The sequence below is a fragment of the Peristeroidobacter soli genome (genome assembly GCF_004138485.1).
In the GTDB taxonomy this organism is placed as follows: Bacteria; Pseudomonadota; Gammaproteobacteria; order Steroidobacterales; family Steroidobacteraceae; genus Steroidobacter; species Steroidobacter soli.
In genome coordinates this window covers 906,974-923,522 of the sequence record NZ_RYEV01000003.1, presented here as the reverse complement: position 1 = coordinate 923,522, position 16,549 = coordinate 906,974, and the positions used below count along the sequence as shown (strand labels likewise).

Annotated in this window: 13 protein-coding genes; 8 read left to right on the top strand and 5 right to left on the bottom strand. The window is 62.4% G+C overall.

Annotated elements, in window-relative coordinates; all coding sequences use genetic code 11:
- Positions 1 to 11: 11 nt before the first annotated feature.
- Entirely contained in the window at positions 12 to 1,223 is a 1,212-nt protein-coding gene (locus tag EKO19_RS12845; RefSeq protein WP_129776796.1) for a hypothetical protein, read from the bottom strand.
- Between the two features lie 486 nt (positions 1,224 to 1,709).
- On the opposite strand from EKO19_RS12845, the gene EKO19_RS12840 reads away from it, so the two are divergent.
- From EKO19_RS12840 to EKO19_RS12810, 7 genes are all read left to right on the top strand, one after another.
- Complete coding sequence (locus EKO19_RS12840; RefSeq protein WP_129776795.1) at positions 1,710 to 4,502, top strand: HzsA-related protein; 2,793 nt, start codon at positions 1,710 to 1,712, stop codon at positions 4,500 to 4,502.
- Positions 4,502 to 5,275, top strand: coding sequence for an outer membrane beta-barrel protein (locus tag EKO19_RS12835; RefSeq protein WP_129776794.1), 774 nt, complete (start codon positions 4,502 to 4,504; stop codon positions 5,273 to 5,275). The genes EKO19_RS12840 and EKO19_RS12835 overlap by 1 nt, the downstream gene beginning before the upstream one ends.
- Complete coding sequence (locus EKO19_RS12830; protein WP_217705301.1) at positions 5,242 to 5,949, top strand: outer membrane beta-barrel domain-containing protein; 708 nt, start codon at positions 5,242 to 5,244, stop codon at positions 5,947 to 5,949. Before EKO19_RS12835 ends, EKO19_RS12830 begins: the two co-directional genes overlap by 34 nt.
- A gap of 44 nt (positions 5,950 to 5,993) precedes the next feature.
- On the top strand, positions 5,994 to 6,488 hold the full coding sequence (locus EKO19_RS12825; RefSeq protein ID WP_129776793.1) for a TlpA family protein disulfide reductase: 495 nt from the start codon (positions 5,994 to 5,996) through the stop codon (positions 6,486 to 6,488).
- 134 nt (positions 6,489 to 6,622) lie between these two features.
- Positions 6,623 to 6,847: a DUF4266 domain-containing protein gene (locus tag EKO19_RS12820; protein WP_407676649.1), complete on the top strand. Its 225-nt coding sequence runs from the start codon at positions 6,623 to 6,625 to the stop codon at positions 6,845 to 6,847.
- A gap of 8 nt (positions 6,848 to 6,855) precedes the next feature.
- On the top strand, positions 6,856 to 8,040 hold the full coding sequence (locus EKO19_RS12815) for a DUF3570 domain-containing protein (RefSeq protein WP_217705300.1): 1,185 nt from the start codon (positions 6,856 to 6,858) through the stop codon (positions 8,038 to 8,040).
- Between the two features lie 6 nt (positions 8,041 to 8,046).
- Positions 8,047 to 9,030, top strand: coding sequence for a DUF3187 family protein (locus tag EKO19_RS12810; RefSeq protein WP_129776791.1), 984 nt, complete (start codon positions 8,047 to 8,049; stop codon positions 9,028 to 9,030).
- A 906-nt stretch (positions 9,031 to 9,936) separates the two neighbouring features.
- Here EKO19_RS12810 and pap read toward each other — a convergent pair.
- From pap to glnE, 4 genes are read right to left on the bottom strand one after another with little or no spacing between them, the layout of a single operon-like run.
- A complete protein-coding gene (pap, locus tag EKO19_RS12805; protein ID WP_129776790.1) occupies positions 9,937 to 11,382 on the bottom strand; it encodes a polyphosphate:AMP phosphotransferase in 1,446 nt (481 codons plus the stop codon).
- 3 nt (positions 11,383 to 11,385) lie between these two features.
- Positions 11,386 to 12,516 carry an agmatine deiminase gene (aguA, locus tag EKO19_RS12800; RefSeq protein WP_129776789.1) on the bottom strand — a complete coding sequence of 377 codons (1,131 nt, stop codon included), beginning with the start codon at positions 12,514 to 12,516 and terminating at the stop codon, positions 11,386 to 11,388.
- 55 nt (positions 12,517 to 12,571) lie between these two features.
- Positions 12,572 to 12,772 (bottom strand): zinc-finger domain-containing protein, encoded by a 201-nt coding sequence (locus EKO19_RS12795; protein ID WP_116809467.1) that lies wholly within the window; start codon positions 12,770 to 12,772, stop codon positions 12,572 to 12,574.
- A gap of 31 nt (positions 12,773 to 12,803) precedes the next feature.
- Positions 12,804 to 15,695, bottom strand: a complete 2,892-nt coding sequence (glnE, locus tag EKO19_RS12790; protein ID WP_129776788.1) for a bifunctional [glutamate--ammonia ligase]-adenylyl-L-tyrosine phosphorylase/[glutamate--ammonia-ligase] adenylyltransferase — start codon at positions 15,693 to 15,695, stop codon at positions 12,804 to 12,806.
- 139 nt (positions 15,696 to 15,834) lie between these two features.
- Here glnE and EKO19_RS12785 point away from each other — a divergent pair, with 139 nt between their 5' ends.
- Positions 15,835 to 16,452 carry an energy transducer TonB gene (locus EKO19_RS12785; protein ID WP_129776787.1) on the top strand — a complete coding sequence of 206 codons (618 nt, stop codon included), beginning with the start codon at positions 15,835 to 15,837 and terminating at the stop codon, positions 16,450 to 16,452.
- Positions 16,453 to 16,549 lie beyond the last annotated feature (97 nt).

Sequence of the window (16,549 nt, the reverse complement as noted above, 5' to 3'; positions counted from 1 at the left end):
ATCACCGCGCCTCACTGGCCAGCACACTGCGCAGCCACCTGCGCGAACACGCTTCGCAGGCTGCCGCCGCTGTTCTTGAAGGTGGCGACGATGCCGTCGACGACGCCGCCTGACGCGAGCTCAGTGGTCGTGGGACCGCGGAAGCAGAGCTTGCGGAACACTTTCTCGGTCTGGCACTCCGCGAACGCGGTGCTATACGCGAACTCCTGTCCCAGGCTCTTCGCGCCGTTGCCGCGATTCGGCAGGTTCGGGTCCCAGCCCAGCACATGAAAGTCGTTCTTGCCGTCCAGACGCATCCGGTTCTCCCAGGCATCGTCGGGCGTGACATAGCCGGGCTTGAAGTTGTCCGAATTGATCAGGTACTTCGGTTGCACCTGGCCCTGGGTGTACACCAGGCGGCCCGCGGTCTCGTCGAAGTCGTAATACGCGAAGGCCTGCGCCATCGAGTCCATGACCGAGTGACAGCCGATGCAGTTGTTGTTGAACACGCTGCTGTCGCCGCCGGGGCTGCGCGACACATCCTGACGAATCCGATCGGGCGGACGGGAAGTGTCATGGATCTGCTCCATGTCCCGGCACATGTGATTGATCAGCGTGAAACGGAACATCGCGCGATTGGTGCCGTCGATGAAGAACGCTTCGGAAGCTGCGCGCGAAGTGATGATGCCCGCGGTCGCCGCCGGCGGCAGACCGTTCAGCGAGGACTGCGTCGTGCGGGTCAGGCCGCGCAGATCGACGTTGTTACTTTCCAGCGCTTCGTAGTGCGCGTTGCTGGTCGGCGAGTACGCCGGGACGCCGGCGCCGTTGCCGATATAGACCACGTCATCGAACAGCACCGTACGGAAATCCTCATCGTCCTTCACCAGGCCGATGACGGTCGCGGTGTAATCGTTGAGCGGCGCGAAGATCGATTGATCGCGATTGGTCCAGGGCGTCGCGAAGTTCTTCAACGTGACGGTATAGAAGTTCTTCGAGTGCGCCAGCGTCGGATCCATCATGTACGCGGCCGCGCCGGCGAGTCCCCGGTTGGTGACCTGCGTTTCCAGATCGTTGAGCAACAGCTCCGAAGGCGCGGTGCCCGTGAGCCGCTGATACATGCGATGGGCCTGCTCGCGAGGACCGGCGTTCGCCTGTTGCCCCGACGCCAAAGCAGCCACAGCGACCGCCAGCGCGGCTGCTTTGGCGAGCGGCGACGTTCCATTCGTTCGTTTCATGTTGCTCATGCAGCTCATTCCCACAGCCGGACGATCTACTCTCGGCAGACTCCGGCGATCTCTTAAGGGCCCACCCGCGGTATCGATACAAAGGTCGGTTGTACCCCGACATTGCGGCGGACTATACGGTCGCTTTTTCAGCTGGTTAACTGTCTCAATCGCCATACGTCGCGCCCAGGAGACAGTGTCGATGGCTTCGCGCGCGCGTGTAGTCTCGCCGCCACGATGCGTGCTTCGGTCGTCGTCCCCGTCATTGAACCGACGCGGACCCGACCGGAATGTGAGGCGCTTCACGCAATGCCCCGAAGTCAGGCGGGGCACGGCATGGATTCAGGGAATATCGCGCCCGCTTGTGACTCGCTTAACGGATCGCGAAATATGTCGAGTCGAAGATGGCGCCCCCGAAAACGAAGCGCTCCACACTCGAATGACCTTGGCGGACCCCTGGCAGACAACGTTGTGAATCGATTGCGAGAACCCCGGAGTAACGCTTCCATGAGTCATCAGGCGCAGCCAGACGCGTCGAATCGGGTCGCCGTGCCCAAGAAAGGCGCAGCGGTACTGCTGATGAGCGCGATCGCGTTCCTGCTGGGCGGTTGCGACGGCGGCAGCGGCGGCACCGATGTGACCATCGGCAGCGGCCAGAGCCAGGATCCGGTGACGCTGGATTTCCCGGTGTTCTATGTGAAGCGCCCGGTGCCCGATCCGGAAGACGACGAGCTGGCCAACGCCGACGCACGCGAGCTGCTGCGCTTCGAGATCGGGGCCGATCTGTTCATGCGCGACCGTGCTTCGACCTCCGCACCGGAAGTGAATCTCACCTCGGCCCAGACCCAGGGGCTCGGCGACATCCGCGACGTGGCCGTGAACTACGACGGCAGCAAGGTCGTCTTCTCCATGCGCGCGCGCTTCATCGAAAACGCCGACGAGGAAGATCAGCCGACCTGGAACATCTGGGAATACGACGTGGCGAGCCGCCAGCTGCGTCGCGTGATCACTTCGGACATCGTGGAAGAGACCGGCCACGACATCATGCCGCACTACCTGCCGGACGGGCGCATCGTGTTCAGCTCGACCCGCCAGGCGACCTCGCGCGCCATCCTGCTCGATGAGAACAAGCCGCAGTTCGCCGCTCAGGACGAGAACGACAACGAGCCGGCCTTCGTGCTGCACGTGATGAATGCGGACGGCACCAACATCCATCAGATCTCGTTCAACCAGAGCCACGACCTGGATCCGGAGGTGCTGCCGAACGGCCGCGTCGTGTTCACGCGCTGGGAGCATCACATCGATGACAACCAGTTCGATCTGTACTCCATCAATCCCGACGGCTCGGATCTGCAACTGCTGTATGGCGCGAACAGCCATCAGACCGGCACGCCCAATCCGCCGCCGGCCACGACGTTGAGCACCATTCAGTTCCTGAATGCCAAGCCCATGCAGGACGGCCGCACGCTGTCGCTGGTCCGCCCCTTTCAGGGCACCGGTGAAGGCGGCGACCTGCTGCTCATCGACACCGATACATACGTCGACAACACTCGCGCCGCCTCGGCCTCGAACATCGGCATGACCGGCCCGGCGCAGACGCGCGCGCTGCCGACCGACGTGCGCACGATTCCCGGCCCCTCGCCCGGCGGTCGCTATCGCACGGCCCAACCGTTGTATGACGGAACGGGTCGCCTGCTGGTGAGCTGGTCGCAGTGTCGCCTGGTGGAGAACGCTCGTATCGTCCCCTGCACCAGCGAGCGTTTGCAGAATCCGAACGCGGTGGAAGCGCCGCCGCTGTATGGCATCTACACCTACGACGTTCGCGACAATACCCAGCGGCCCATCGTCGTTCCGCAGGAAGGATTCATCTACACCGAAGTGGTCTCGGGCTCGCAGCGCGCGTTGCCGACTGTCATTCCGGATCGAATCGCCGGCATCGACTATCCCCAACAGCTGCAGAACGAAGGCGTCGGCGTGCTGAACATTCGCAGCGTGTATGACATCGACGGCGTCGATACCGCGCCCGGTGGCATCGCCACGGTCCGCAATCCCGCCAATGCCGGTTATGCGACGCGCCCCGCTCGCTTCCTGCGAGTCGAGAAGGCCGTGTCCATTCCGGACAACGACACTCGCAATTTCTCGAACACCGCGTTCGGCCCGAACCGTGCGCTCGGCATGCGCGAGATCCTGGGTTACGCACCGGTCGAACCGGACGGCTCGGTGAAAGTGAAAGTGCCCGCCAACGTCGCGATCTCCATCAGCGTGCTGGACGCAAACGGCCGCCGTCTCGGTGGCGCCATCGGTGGCCGCCATACCAACTGGCTGCAACTGCAGCCCGGTGAACAGCTGACATGTAACGGCTGCCACAACGGCAATCCGACGGTGCCCACGGCGCATGGCCGCCCGGGCATGACGAATTCGGCGAACCCCGGCGCACCGAGCGCGGGCGTCGCGTTCCCCGGCACCAATGCGGCTTTGTTCGCCAACATCGTCGGCGAGACCATGGCGGAGACGCGTAGCCGCGTCATGTGCGCCGGCGCCTGTGCGATGAGCGTCGACCTGGCGTTCAAGGATTACTGGCTGCCGGCAGCGCCCGCGACCAATCAGGTCGACGCCTGCTATGCCGCCGGCATCAACAACGTGCTGACGAATGCGGCCGATACGACGGCCCGTTTCGCTTGTGCGAATTCATTGCCGGCCGGCGCGGTGGCACCGGTGCAGCCCTCGTGCCGCTCCAACCTGACGACCCTGTGCCGCATCACCATTCATTACGAGCGCCACATTCATCCGTTGTGGGGCCTGGACCGCTTCGTCGATGTGGACGGCGTGCCGGGCAACGACCTGGATCCGCTGACCATGCAGCCGATCAATCACAAGTGCACCAGCTGTCATTCGCCCGTGAGCGCGGCCAATGCCGCCCAGGTCCCGGCCGGCGATCTGGACCTGACCGACGGCCCCTCCGAAGAGCAGCCGCTGCAGTTCAAGTCCTATCGGGAGTTGCTGTTCGGCGACCGCGGCCAGATCTTGAACGGGACTCAGCTGGAAGATGAATGCCTGGAGTTCCAGACCGACCCGGTGACCAACGTCACTACCTGCGTGGCCTTCCGTAACGTGCCGGCGTCCATGAGCTCGAACGGGGCGGCGGCCTCGGCGCGCTTCTTCAATACAATGGAGGGCCGCACCGTGGTCACGGTCGACCATAGGGACTTTATGTCACCAAGTGAGTTACGCTTGCTGTCCGAATGGTTGGACATCGGCGCGCAGTACTTCAACGACCCGTTCACCGCCCCGGAGAATTGATGTCTCGGTCGCTCACGCCGCTTCGCTGTCTGTGGTTGCTAGTCCTGTTCATCGCGGCGGGCGTCCAATCAGAGGCTCGGGCTGAAGACAAAAAGGACGAGGGTCACAAGATCCTCATCGCGGATCCGTTCATCGAGCTGCGCTCCGGCCCGGGGCGCGGCTATCCGATCTTCCATGTGGTCGAGCGCGGTCGTGAAGTGGTGCTGGTCAAGCGCCGTACCGACTGGTTCGAGCTGCGCACCGATCAGGGCGTCGTGGGCTGGGCGTCGCGCGATCAGATGATCGCCACGCTGGAGCCCACCGGCGAGCCGCTCGACCTGCAGGAACCGGCGCGCGAAAACTACATGAGCCGCCGCTGGCAAGGCGGCATCAGTGGCGGCGACTTCGCGGGCGCCAGCCTCATCTCGGTGTTCGGCGGTTACGCGTTCAGCGACAACCTGTCCATCGAGTTGACGTTCAACCATATCCTGGGCGAGTTCTCGAACGGCTACAGCGCCACCGTCGGCCTGCTGCACGTGTTCGCGCCCGAATGGCGCCTGTCGCCCTATTTCACGCTCGGCACCGGCATCATCTACACCGATCCCAAATCGAATCTGGTGGACTCCATCGACCGTGACGATCAGATCGGCTACGTCGGTGGCGGCCTGCAGTTTTACCTGACCCGTCGTTTCATGTTGCGCTCGGAATATCGACACAACATCGTGTTCACCAGCCGCAACGACAACGAGGAAGTGGACGAATGGAAGTATCTCGGTTTCGCATTCTTTTTCTGAGCCTGCTCGCCGTCACGGTGCTGCCGGGCTGCTCCATGCTCGGCGGGCGCGGCGACGACCAGCCTGAAGCCATCGCGCCGGCCGCAAGCTCCGTGCCGGTGACCGGCGAGCCGGATCAGAAGCCCATCATCGATCCGCAAGTCGAGCGTCGCGAGATCAGGCGTCCGCGCATCGACACGGAAGATTTCGAGCTGGGCGCCTACGTCGGCATCCTGAGCATCGAGGATTTCGAGAGCAACGTCGTGTACGGCGCGCGCCTCGCCTATCACCTCACCGAAGACTTCTTCATCGAAGGCACGTACGGCCAGTCACGCGCCGGCCGCACCAGCTACGAGAATCTGTCGGGCTCCGCCGATCTGCTGTCCGACGACGATCGGGACTATTCCTACTACGCCCTGTCGCTGGGCTGGAACGCGCTGCCGGGCGAAATCTTCATCGGTAAGAACCGCGCCTATAACACCGCGTTTTATCTGATTGCCGGCATCGGCAGCACTACGTTCGCGGGCGACGATCGCTTCACGGTGAACGGCGGCTTCGGCTATCGCGTGTTGCCGGCCGACTGGATTGCCGTGCACTTCGACGTGCGCGATCACGTGTTCGATACCGACCTGCTGGGCGAGAAGAAGATCGTCAATAATCTAGAGGCACATCTCGGATTGTCGATTTTCTTCTGAGCGACGATACCTGCTGGGTTTCCATGCATAGAGGGTCGTCTCTCATGTCGATGAGCAAATGGATTCGCGCCGCTGGGCTGTGCTGCGCGCTGGTTGTTTCCTCGCTGGTGAGCGCGAGCACCACGGTGGCGCCGACGTTCACCCTGCCGTCGCGAGCTGGCGACAACGTGTCGCTCGAGTCGCTCAAGGGCAAAGTGGTGATGTTGAATTTCTGGGCGAGCTGGTGCGGTCCGTGCCGCACGGAAATGCCGCTTCTCGAACAGATGCACAAGCGCTACAGTTCGCTCGGCTTCACCATGGTGGGCGTGAACGTCGAAGCGAACACCGCGGATGCTGAACGCTGGTTGAAAGATACGCCGGTGTCGTTCCCGGTGCTGTTCGATCGCGACAGCAAGGTGAGCAAACTGTACGACGTGAGCGCCATGCCGAGCACGGTGTTCATCGATCGCAAGGGCAACATCCGCTATCTGCACAAGGGCTACAAGCCCGGCGACGAAAGCGAGTATCTGAATCAGATCCGCGCCCTGCTGAAAGAATAGGGAAGCGTCGATTACTCGACCTCCCTGAGCTGGCCGACGTGCAACTGATTGAAATGCTCCGTTGAGCGAAGTTGACGAGGTTGGGACTGGGCAGTCGGTTGGATAGTTCGAGAGGGTTTGACGTGATTAAAGGAATCGCGGTCAAGGTAGCGGCAGCCGTGGCGCTGGTCTCCGGCCTTTCCGCCTGCGGCAACATCGAGCCGTGGGTGAAGCCTTACGAGCGTCAGCAGCTGGCCGATCCGCTCATGGCCGCGAATCCCAATCCCGTCTCCTCTGCTTACATGGACCACGTGTTCGAGGCTCGTGAGGGCGCGCGTGGCGCGCTCGGCGGCGGCGGCGGTGGCTGCGGCTGTAACTGAGAACTCGCATGAGCCTGGCCCGTAACAAAGCACGCATTCTCTGGTCGATGGTGGCGGGCGCCGCGCTGGCGCTGCCGCTGGTGAGCTCGGCCGGCGTGCTGCCCGACGATCGCGCCGACGCGCTCTATCATCGTTACGAAGGCGGCGGCGTGACCATTCAAGGTCCGTCGGTGCTGGTACGCAAGAAGATGGCGGAGAAGTACGCCGTCACCGCCAATTACTACCAGGACATGATCACCAGTGCGTCCATCGACGTCGAGGTGAGCGGCGCCAGCCAGTACAAGGAAGAGCGAGATCAGTACTCGCTCGGCTTCGAGTACCTGCGCGGCAAGACCACGTACAACCTCAGCTACACCAACAGCGAAGAGAACGACTACGAAGCCCAGACCGCGAGCTTCGGCCTGAGCCAGGATCTGTTCGGCGACCTGACCACGATCAGCATGGGCTTTTCGCGCGGCGCCGATAAGGTGCGCAACTCCACCGATCCCAGCTTCGAGCGGGACATCGATCGCTGGAGCTATCGCGTCGGCGTGTCGCAGATCCTGACCAAGTCGTTCATCGCCGCGATGAACCTCGAAGTGATCACGGACGAAGGCTTCCTGAACAATCCGTATCGCTCGTATCGCTACATCGATCCGAACGACAACCGCCGCTTCATCCTGGCGCAGGAAATCTATCCGCGCACTCGGACCAGCAACGCGGTGGCGTTGAATGGCCGTTACTTCCTGCCGTATCGCGCAGTGGTTTACGGCGGCTATCGTTTCTTCACCGACACCTGGCGGATCCGGGCCGATACCTTCGAGCTCGGCTATATCCATCCCATCAAACAGCAATGGACGCTGGAAGCTCGCGTTCGTTACTACCAGCAGGACAACGCCGAGTTCTATTCCGATCTGTTCGGTCGCGTGAACCAGCAGAACTTCATGGCGCGCGACAAGGAGCTGTCGACGTTCAACAGCATGGCCTTCCGCATCGGCGCCAGCTACGAGTTCGCGCAGACCGGCTGGCGCTTCGTGAAGAAGGGCTCGGTGAATCTGTTCTACGACCGCATCGAGTTCAAATACGACGACTTCCGCGACGCCCGCGTCTCGAAGTTGCTGCCCACCGACCCGGGCTACGCGCCCGCTGGCAGCGAGCCGTTGTACGAGTTCGGCGCGAACGTGATTCAGGCGTTCGTGTCGATCTGGTTCTAACGACTCGTGAGGCTACCGATCCTCAGCGCGCTGCTGGTGACTTCCGCCGGCAGCATCCCCCCTGCCGCCGCTGACGAGCCTGCCGCCGGCACGCCTTTCGTGGTTCGAGATCAAAACCCTCTGCTGGCAGGCTTTGGGCTACCGACGACCCTGCCGTCACGCATCGCGGACGAATTCTCCGGCGGCCTCGATCTGTACTGGGGCAGCACCGCGATCATGCAATCGCACGGCGACGAGGCGCTGCTCGTCGACGCCGAAACTCGCGAAGCTCGCGCCATCCTGGAAGGCAAACTCACGGATCGCGTCGGCTGGCGGCTGCAGGTTCCTTATCGTTATACCGGCGGCGGCACTCTCGATAGTTTCATCGACAGCTGGCACAACACCTTCGGCCTGCCGGACGGCGCACGCTCAGCGTTGCCGGACGATCAGATTGCCATCGCCTACACCCGCACGGGGACGCGACAGCTGGACATTACATCGTCGTCCAGTGGCCTCGGGGATCTTCAGGCCGCCCTCGGCTATGAACTCCACTCCGCAGCAAGCTCGACGCTCACTGCCTGGCTGGATATCAAACTTCCCACCGGCGACGCGGACAAACTGACCGGCAGCGGCGCAACGGATGTTTCCTTGGTGCTGGCGGGCCGACATTCACCACTCAACAGCCGCTGGACCATGTTCGGACAGGCAGGCGTCACCTATCTCGGCGAGGGCGATCTGCTCCCCGATCAACAGCGCAGCGTCGTGTGGAGCGGCATGGCCGGCGTGAGCGTGCGCACCTGGCGCGGGCTGTCGTTCAAGGCGCAATTCGACGCGCACACCGCGGCATACGACAGTGATCTGGATTTCTTCAGCGACGCCGTCGTGCTGACCGTCGGCGGTGACTATTTATTCGAGTCCGGCTGGCGCCTCGACCTCGGCGTCAGCGAGGACATCGCCGTGGAGCATTCGCCAGACGTTGTTTTCGTGTTGGGCGTTCACCAAGACGGGTGATCCCACCCCCTCCTCGTCAACTCAACGCCAGATCTCCGCCGTAGGCCGCCGTGTCCGACCGCCCAGATGCTCAGCCAATCAGGCCTTGCCAACCGCGCCAACACCTTCTGATAAGTGGAGCTCAAAGCACCTTCTACCTGCGTCAATTGCTCATTCATGCATTTGCCAAGCCGCAATGGCTTCGATGTATGCATTTACCATGCAGACCACGAGCCACGCTCGCAAGCAACCGCTCGATCCGACTGAAAGCTCAGCGTACGAGGCATATCGCCGGGTCATGGCTTCGATATGTCCAAGTGCCATCGACACGTTCGAATCTCCACCAAGCGGGCAAGCAGGTGCTGAGTTCACAAACAATCGCTCTATCCGCGGATCGGGCAACGTACTGCTTACTGTTTCTGCGGTCGAATTTAGTTACCGAAGCCACATCGATAGCGATAGAAAGTTCGTCGAGAAGCGCCCTACGCTCCTCCCCGTCAACGACACTGAGGCCGGGTGCAACGTGCTCTGGCAAGCAGGCTGCGGGCAATGGATCGCCTGTAGCACAGCCGCCCGAGGCCAAGGTAGCTACTAACAGGAGTACGAATCTCATAGTGACGCCCAGTATTTCCCTGATCTACCGCTCCGACGCCGCCTCCGACACCACCCGCTGCACTGGCGACAACAAATACTCAAGCACCGTCCTCTTCCCTTGCAGATCTCCGCCGACAATTGCATCCCCGCAGCGAGTGGTAATTCCACATCGCCGGTGGCGAGCCGTTGGATCTACAATTCGACAATCGCTTTGAATGCCAGCGCAGGACTCGCGGAACCTTGCGAAGCGCCGCTGTCCTGATTCAGCACCGAGGAGTCCTCGCTGACAGTCCGAACAACTCCCTCCAGGATGAGACAGCCGGCCGAGACCCCTCAGCGCTCGAGCGTCTCGCAAACCGCCTTCAGCACCGTCAACCGCGCCTGTTTCTTATCGTCCGCCGCGACGACGTGCCATTTCGCATCCTTCGCGTCCGTGCGGCGGATCATCTCGGTAGCGGCGGTTTGATAGGCATCGTAGTAGCGCCGGTTCGCCCAATCTTCGCGATCCACCTTGAACCGTTTCAACGGGTCGTCATCGCGCGCCTTGAATCGTTTCAGTTGCTCATCCTTGCTGACCGACAGCCAGAACTTCGCCACCAACAAGCCGTGCTCCGTCAGCTGCCGTTCGAATTCGACGATCTCGGCATAGGCGCGTTTCCAATCCGCATCGGGGGTGAGATCGCGCACACGCTCCACCAGCACGCGCCCGTACCAGGAGCGATCGTAGATCGTGATCGAGCCGAGCGCGGGAATGTGACGCCAGAAGCGCCACAGATAGGGATACGACAACTCCTCCGGCGTCGGCGCCGACACCGGCACAACTTGATACTGACGCGCATCCAGCGCATGCGTGATGCGGCGAATGGCGCCGCCCTTCCCCGCCGCGTCCATGCCTTCGAACGCCAGCACCATGCCGTGCTCGCAGAAGCGCGACTTGCGCACGAGCCGGGCCAACCGTCCCTGCAATGTTTCGAGCTGCCGTTCGTACTCATCGTCATCGAGCGGGTGCTGGGTCGGCGGCACTGTCAGCGGCTTCACTTTGCCCGGTTTAGTAGCGGGCCAGTCGCGACGCTTCTGTTCCGCGGCCTGCAAGCCAGCCGCAATCTGGTCGCGCAGAATCCTGCCGACGCTCAGCAAACGATATTCCTGATCGGTGCCGTCCACCCGATGCCACGGCGCGGCCTCGTGGTCGGTTGCGTTCAAGCAGGAGCGCACCACCCGATTCACTTGATCGAAGTGCTTCGCCTGCCAACGATCTTCCTTGGTGACGCGCCAGCTCGTGAGTTTGCTGGCACGCAGCTGTTTGAGACGTTTCTGCTGAGTCTCATGATCGGTGTGCAGATAAATCTTCACGACGCGGACCCCGTCGCGCACCAGCATCTTCTCGAGCTGAAGAATCCGCTCGACCGAACGCTTGTCGCGCTGCTTGGACTTGCGGTCCTTGACGACGCCGGTGAGATATTCGCCGTACCAGCCGGCGAAAAAGAACGTCATCCGTCCGCGCGCCGGCAGCTTCTGCCAGAAGCGCCACAGCGCCGGAAACTTGCGATCCTCGGCGGACGGAGAACCGAGCGCATGCACGCCGATATGTTTGGGATCGAGCCATTCGAGCAGCTCGTTGACGGTTTCGCTGCGGCCCGCGGCAGGGGTGCCGGCGATGATGACGGCGACCGCACACGACTTCGCCGTGTGCAGTTTGAGTTGCAGGTCGAGCAGCTCATCGCGCAGTGTCGGCAGGTTTCGTTGGAAGGCCGCCTTACTGATGCGTGGAGCCGGCATTGCTCACTTCCTCTTCGGGGGGTTACCGCGCACCGGCTTACGCGCCGGCACCTGCTGAGTAATGCAATGAATGTTGCCGCCGCCTAGCAAAATCTCGCGCGCTTGCACGCCGATGATCCGGCGCTCCGGGAAAATCTTCTGCAACGTGCGCGTAGCGGCACCGTCCTGCTTTGGATCCAGCAACGGCATCACGATGGTGGAGTTGCCCATGTAGAAGTTGACGTACGAGCCCGCCAACCGTTCCCCGATCTTGCGCGAAGCCGTGCCTGCATCCGCCACATCGACATCCAGAGATTCCGCATGCGTGCGTTTCAGCGGCCCCGGTTGAATCAGCTTGTGCACTTTCAACTTGCGACCTTGTGCATCCCGGGATTCCATCAGACGCTCATAGGCATCCTGCGACACCTGATACTGCGGATCGCGCTTGTTGTCGGTCCACGTGAGAATCACTTCGCCCGGTCGCGCGAAACAACACAGGTTGTCGACGTGCCCGGTGGTCTCATCGTCGATGACGCCTTTGCCCAGCCAGATGACGCTGGTGATACCCAGGTATTCGTGCAGCAGGATTTCCAGCTGCCCCTTGTCCAGATGCGGATTGCGATGCGGGCTGAGCAGACACTCTTCGGTGGTGATCAGCGTGCCTTCGCCGTCGACATGGATGGCGCCGCCTTCCAGTACGAACGGGGCGCGATATCGATCGGCGCCTTCGAGCTCGCAGACCTTGCGGGCGACCAGGTCGTCCTGATCCCAAGGGAAATACAAACCGCCGCTGATGCCGCCCCAGGCGTTGAACACCCAGTCCACGCCGCGCAGCTCGCGCCGTTTGTTGACCACGAAGGTCGGGCCGACATCGCGCATCCAGGCGTCGTCGCTGGACATCTCCACGACGCGGATCGCATCGGGAAGCATCGCACGAGCCTGGAGGTACTGCCCGCGGGAGACGCCGACCGTAACGGGTTCGCCAGTGGCGATTGCGGTGGCAACGGCGGCAAAGGCCTTTTGGGCCGGCTTGGCGCCGAGCCGCCAGTTGCTCGGCCGCTCCGGCCAGAGCATCCAGCAACCGTCGTGGGCCTCGAATTCGGCCGGCATGTGGAAGCCATCGGCCGCCGGCGTCGTGTCCAGTGTTTTTGTCATCCGGCGATGGTACCGAATCGACTCACGCCGGAGCGTGAGGTATTACCGCTCGGACTCAGCGGCTCAGCGTGTATTCAGCGCTGCAGTAGGGACACTTGGCCCAGCCCGTCTTCTCGATGGGCAGGAACACCTTGGGATGCGAGTTCCACAGGTGCATGCCGGGCATCGGACACGACAAGGGCAGGTCGGCCGCGGTCACGGTGTACTGGTTCTGGGCGTTGGGCTGGATCAGCTTGGCGGCAGGTTCAGTCGTCATAACGGCATCGGCAGCTTCTTCGGGAGGCGGATTATCGCAGATCGCCCGCCTCGCGCATGACCTCTTGCCAAACTTCCACGACGCCCCGACGTTCGGCTGCGAATTCCGAGTCGCTGACCACGTTCTTGACCCCATCCAGGGCCAGCCGGTGCATGCGCTGGCGGTACTTGCGATAGGTGTCGACCAGGAAGTCCACGCGTGACTGAGGCACCAGGTTGCCCGAGCCCAGGCTTTCGAGCTGCCGGATGTTGTCCGAAAACGTGACGATCTCCGGATAGCGGTCCGCCCATTCGAGCATCCAGAACTGCACCAGGAACTCCAGGTCGGCGACACCGCCGGCATCCTGCTTCAGATCGATCTGCCCGGGCCGCGCCTTGGACAGGTTCTCCCGCATGCGCTCGCGCATCTTGCGCACTTCGTGCTTCAAGCCGTCGCGGCGGACCGCGTTACGAAGCACCTCGATGCGCGCCTGCTCGAACTGCTCACAGACCTGCGGATCGCCGGCGATCGCGCGGGCGCGCAGTAACGATTGATGCTCCCAGGTCCACGCTTCCTGGAATTCGTACTCGCGAAACGCGGCCAACGATTGCACCAACATGCCTTTGTTGCCCCCCGGTCGCAGACGAGTATCGACCTCATACAGCCGGCCGGAGGCCGAATGCACGGTCAACAAGTGCACGAGTCGTTGTCCGAGCCGTTGGAAGAACACCGTGTTCTCGACGGACTGCTCGCCATCGGTTCGTTGCGACTCGCCGATCGAGTCGTGCAGGAACACCAGATCCAGATCGGAGCCGTAGCCCAGCTCCAGACCGCCGAGCTTGCCGTAAGCCACCACGATCATGTGGGCCATGTGCGATTCGCCGCTCTTGTCGACGTAACGAGGCACACCGTGCTTCTCGGTGATCTGCGCCCACGCCAGCGACAACGTTTCCTGCACGATGAGCTCGGCGATATCGGTCAAGCGATCGCTGACCTTCATCAGTGGCAAGCCGGCAGTGAGGTCGGCCACGGCCACGCGGAACATCGCCGCGCTTTGGAACTGGCGCAGAATCTCGACCTGCCGCTCCGGATCTTCGTGCTGCATGCGGCCGCGCGACGATGCGAGATCGGCAGCGAACTGCGCCCGCGACGGCGCTTCTTCGATGAAGCGCTCATCGATCAACTCGTCCAACAACAGCGGCTGCGCGGCGATCTGATCCGCAAGGAACTGACTACGCGCGCACAGCTCAACGAGACGACGCAGAGCGGCGGCATTCTCGGTCAGCAAAGCCAGATACACGGTCCGCCCACCAATCATCTCGAAGATGCGCAGAATTCGGGCGAGCGTCGTGGTCGGCGCGGCATCGGATGCGAGCATCGGCAGAATACGCGCCAACAGATCGCGCAACCGACGACGCCCGGTTTCATCGAGCCGACGGTAGTAGGTGCTTGCGCGCAGCTCTTCGAACCGAACATTGATCGGGGCGGGATCCGCGACTCCACAACTGACGAGCATTCGCGCCCGCTCGTCTTCGTCGGCTTCCAGATCGAAGCTGGATGTGGCGGAAGCGATGCCATCGGTGCGCTCCTGCGGACCGAACACGGTCTGCGTGAAGGACCGTTCGACCCGTTGCCGATGCGCGTTGGTTTGAGCTGCCAGCTGATCCCAACTGCCAACATTCATCGAGAATGCCAGCCGCTCGCGAGCGACGGGATCTTCAGGCAGCTGATGCGTCTGCTCGTCATTCCACTGTTGCAGCCGATTCTCCAGCACGCGCAGGTAGGCATACGCAGCTTCCAGATCGCGAACCGCATCTTCGCGCAGCAGTCGCTGACCGATCAGCTGCGGCAAGATCAACCGCAGCTCCTTGCCTTGCAGCCGCCGATCGCTGCCGCCGCGGATCAGCTGGAACGCCTGCACGATGAATTCGATTTCGCGAATGCCGCCGGGACCGAGCTTGACGTTGTCCTTCAACTCGCGCCGCTCGACTTCGCGCGCAATCATCGCCTTCATGTCACGCAGCGACTCGAACACGCTGAAGTCGAGATAGCGACGATAAACAAACGGCCGCAGCACCTCGTCATAAAGGGAGGGGAACTGATCCGTCGCCGTCAGCGCGCGTGCTTTGACATACGCGTAACGTTCCCAGTCGCGACCGTGCTGCTGCAGGTAGTGCTCGAATGACGCGAAGCTCAGCGCCAGGCGGCCGCTATCGCCGAATGGTCGCAAACGCAGATCCACTCGAAACACGAAACCATCGACCGTCGGCGTCGCCAACTGCTGGACGATCTTCTGGCCGAGACGCAGAAAGAACTCCGCGTTGTCGATGGGACGCGCGCCGTCGGTCTCGCCGTCCTCCGGATACAGCAGGATCAGATCGATGTCGGACGAGTAATTCAACTCGCCGCCCCCGAGTTTGCCCATGCCCAGAATCATCAGCGGTTGCGCTTCGCCACTCTCAGCGCCCCGCGGCGTGCCGTACCTCGTGACCAGCGCGGTGTACATGCGACGGTAGACCAGATCGATACAAACATCGGCGAGCGTGGACAGATCGCGGAGGGTTTCATCGAGCGTTGCCCAGCCCGCGATATCGCGCCATGCGATCCGGACCATCTGTCGGCGGCGAAAGCGGCGCAGCGCTTCCATCAAATCGGCCTCTGTCTCACCGCGCACGCGCGCTTCCGCTTCTTGCGCCAACCAGTCGTCGGGCGCGCGCGTAAACAGATGTCCGTCACTAATCAGATCGGCCAACAGCGCCGGCGAACGCAGGCAACTGGTCGCGACGAACTCGCTGCACGTCCAGACTCGCGGCAACGACTCGGCGACGCGCCCTTCCTCGAGAATCGCGCGCCAGCTTTCAGGATTTTCTTCGCGCGCGGCGGCCAGACGCTTTTCGCTGTCAGCGAGCAGGCCGCGCACGGTGTTGGAAATTGGGGAGGTCATGACGCCAAGTGTACGGAACTTTTTCGGGTTGCCGCCAACTCGCGACAGTGCCGCCACAAAATTGTTGAACCCTTTGCGTCATTCCGCCCGTTTATAAGCAGGAGCGCAGGCCAGGCCTGTGTAGAAAGTGGAGGTCAGAATGTACGCACCCGATACCCCGAGCAACGAGAGCTTGCTTTCTCGTGGCGGCCCGGCGATGGCCGTTATCGGCATTCACATCCTCATCATTTACGGTCTCGCCGCCACCATGGGCGTGGTGAAGGTGCCGCAATTCGCAGCGCCGCTCGAAGCCGTATTCATTCCCGAGCAGACCAAGTCCGAGCCTGAGCCGCCGGCGCCTGTTGTGAAGCCGGAAATCGATCAGGCCATGCCGACCGAGACGCCGATGCCCGAGGTTCAGTTCGACGAGCCTGTGGTGGCCCCGGTGGAGAACACCGCGCCGTCCGAGAATGCGATCGCCGCGACCACGGCGGCGGCGCCGGCGCAGGATCTCAAGACGAGCAATCGGGTCGAACCGGCCTATCCGCCCGCTTCGCGACGCGCGGGTGAGGAAGGCACGGTGCGCTTGAAGGTGCTGGTCGATGAGAAGGGTCGTCCGAAAGAGGTCGCGATCGCTACCAGCAGTGGCTTTGCGCGACTCGACGAAGCTGCGATGCAGGCAGTCCGTAAGTGGCGCTTCGTAGCCGCGACCAACGGCACCAATCCGATCAGCGCCTGGACTCAGGTCGCCATCACCTTCCGTCTGACGAGCCAGTAAGACTCGGTCCGTTCAGTTGGCGAGCACTCAGGCCGGGCCCTTCGCCCGGCCCTTTTTTGTCGCCGTTCTTTGGGACAGTTCTCAATTTCCGACGCAG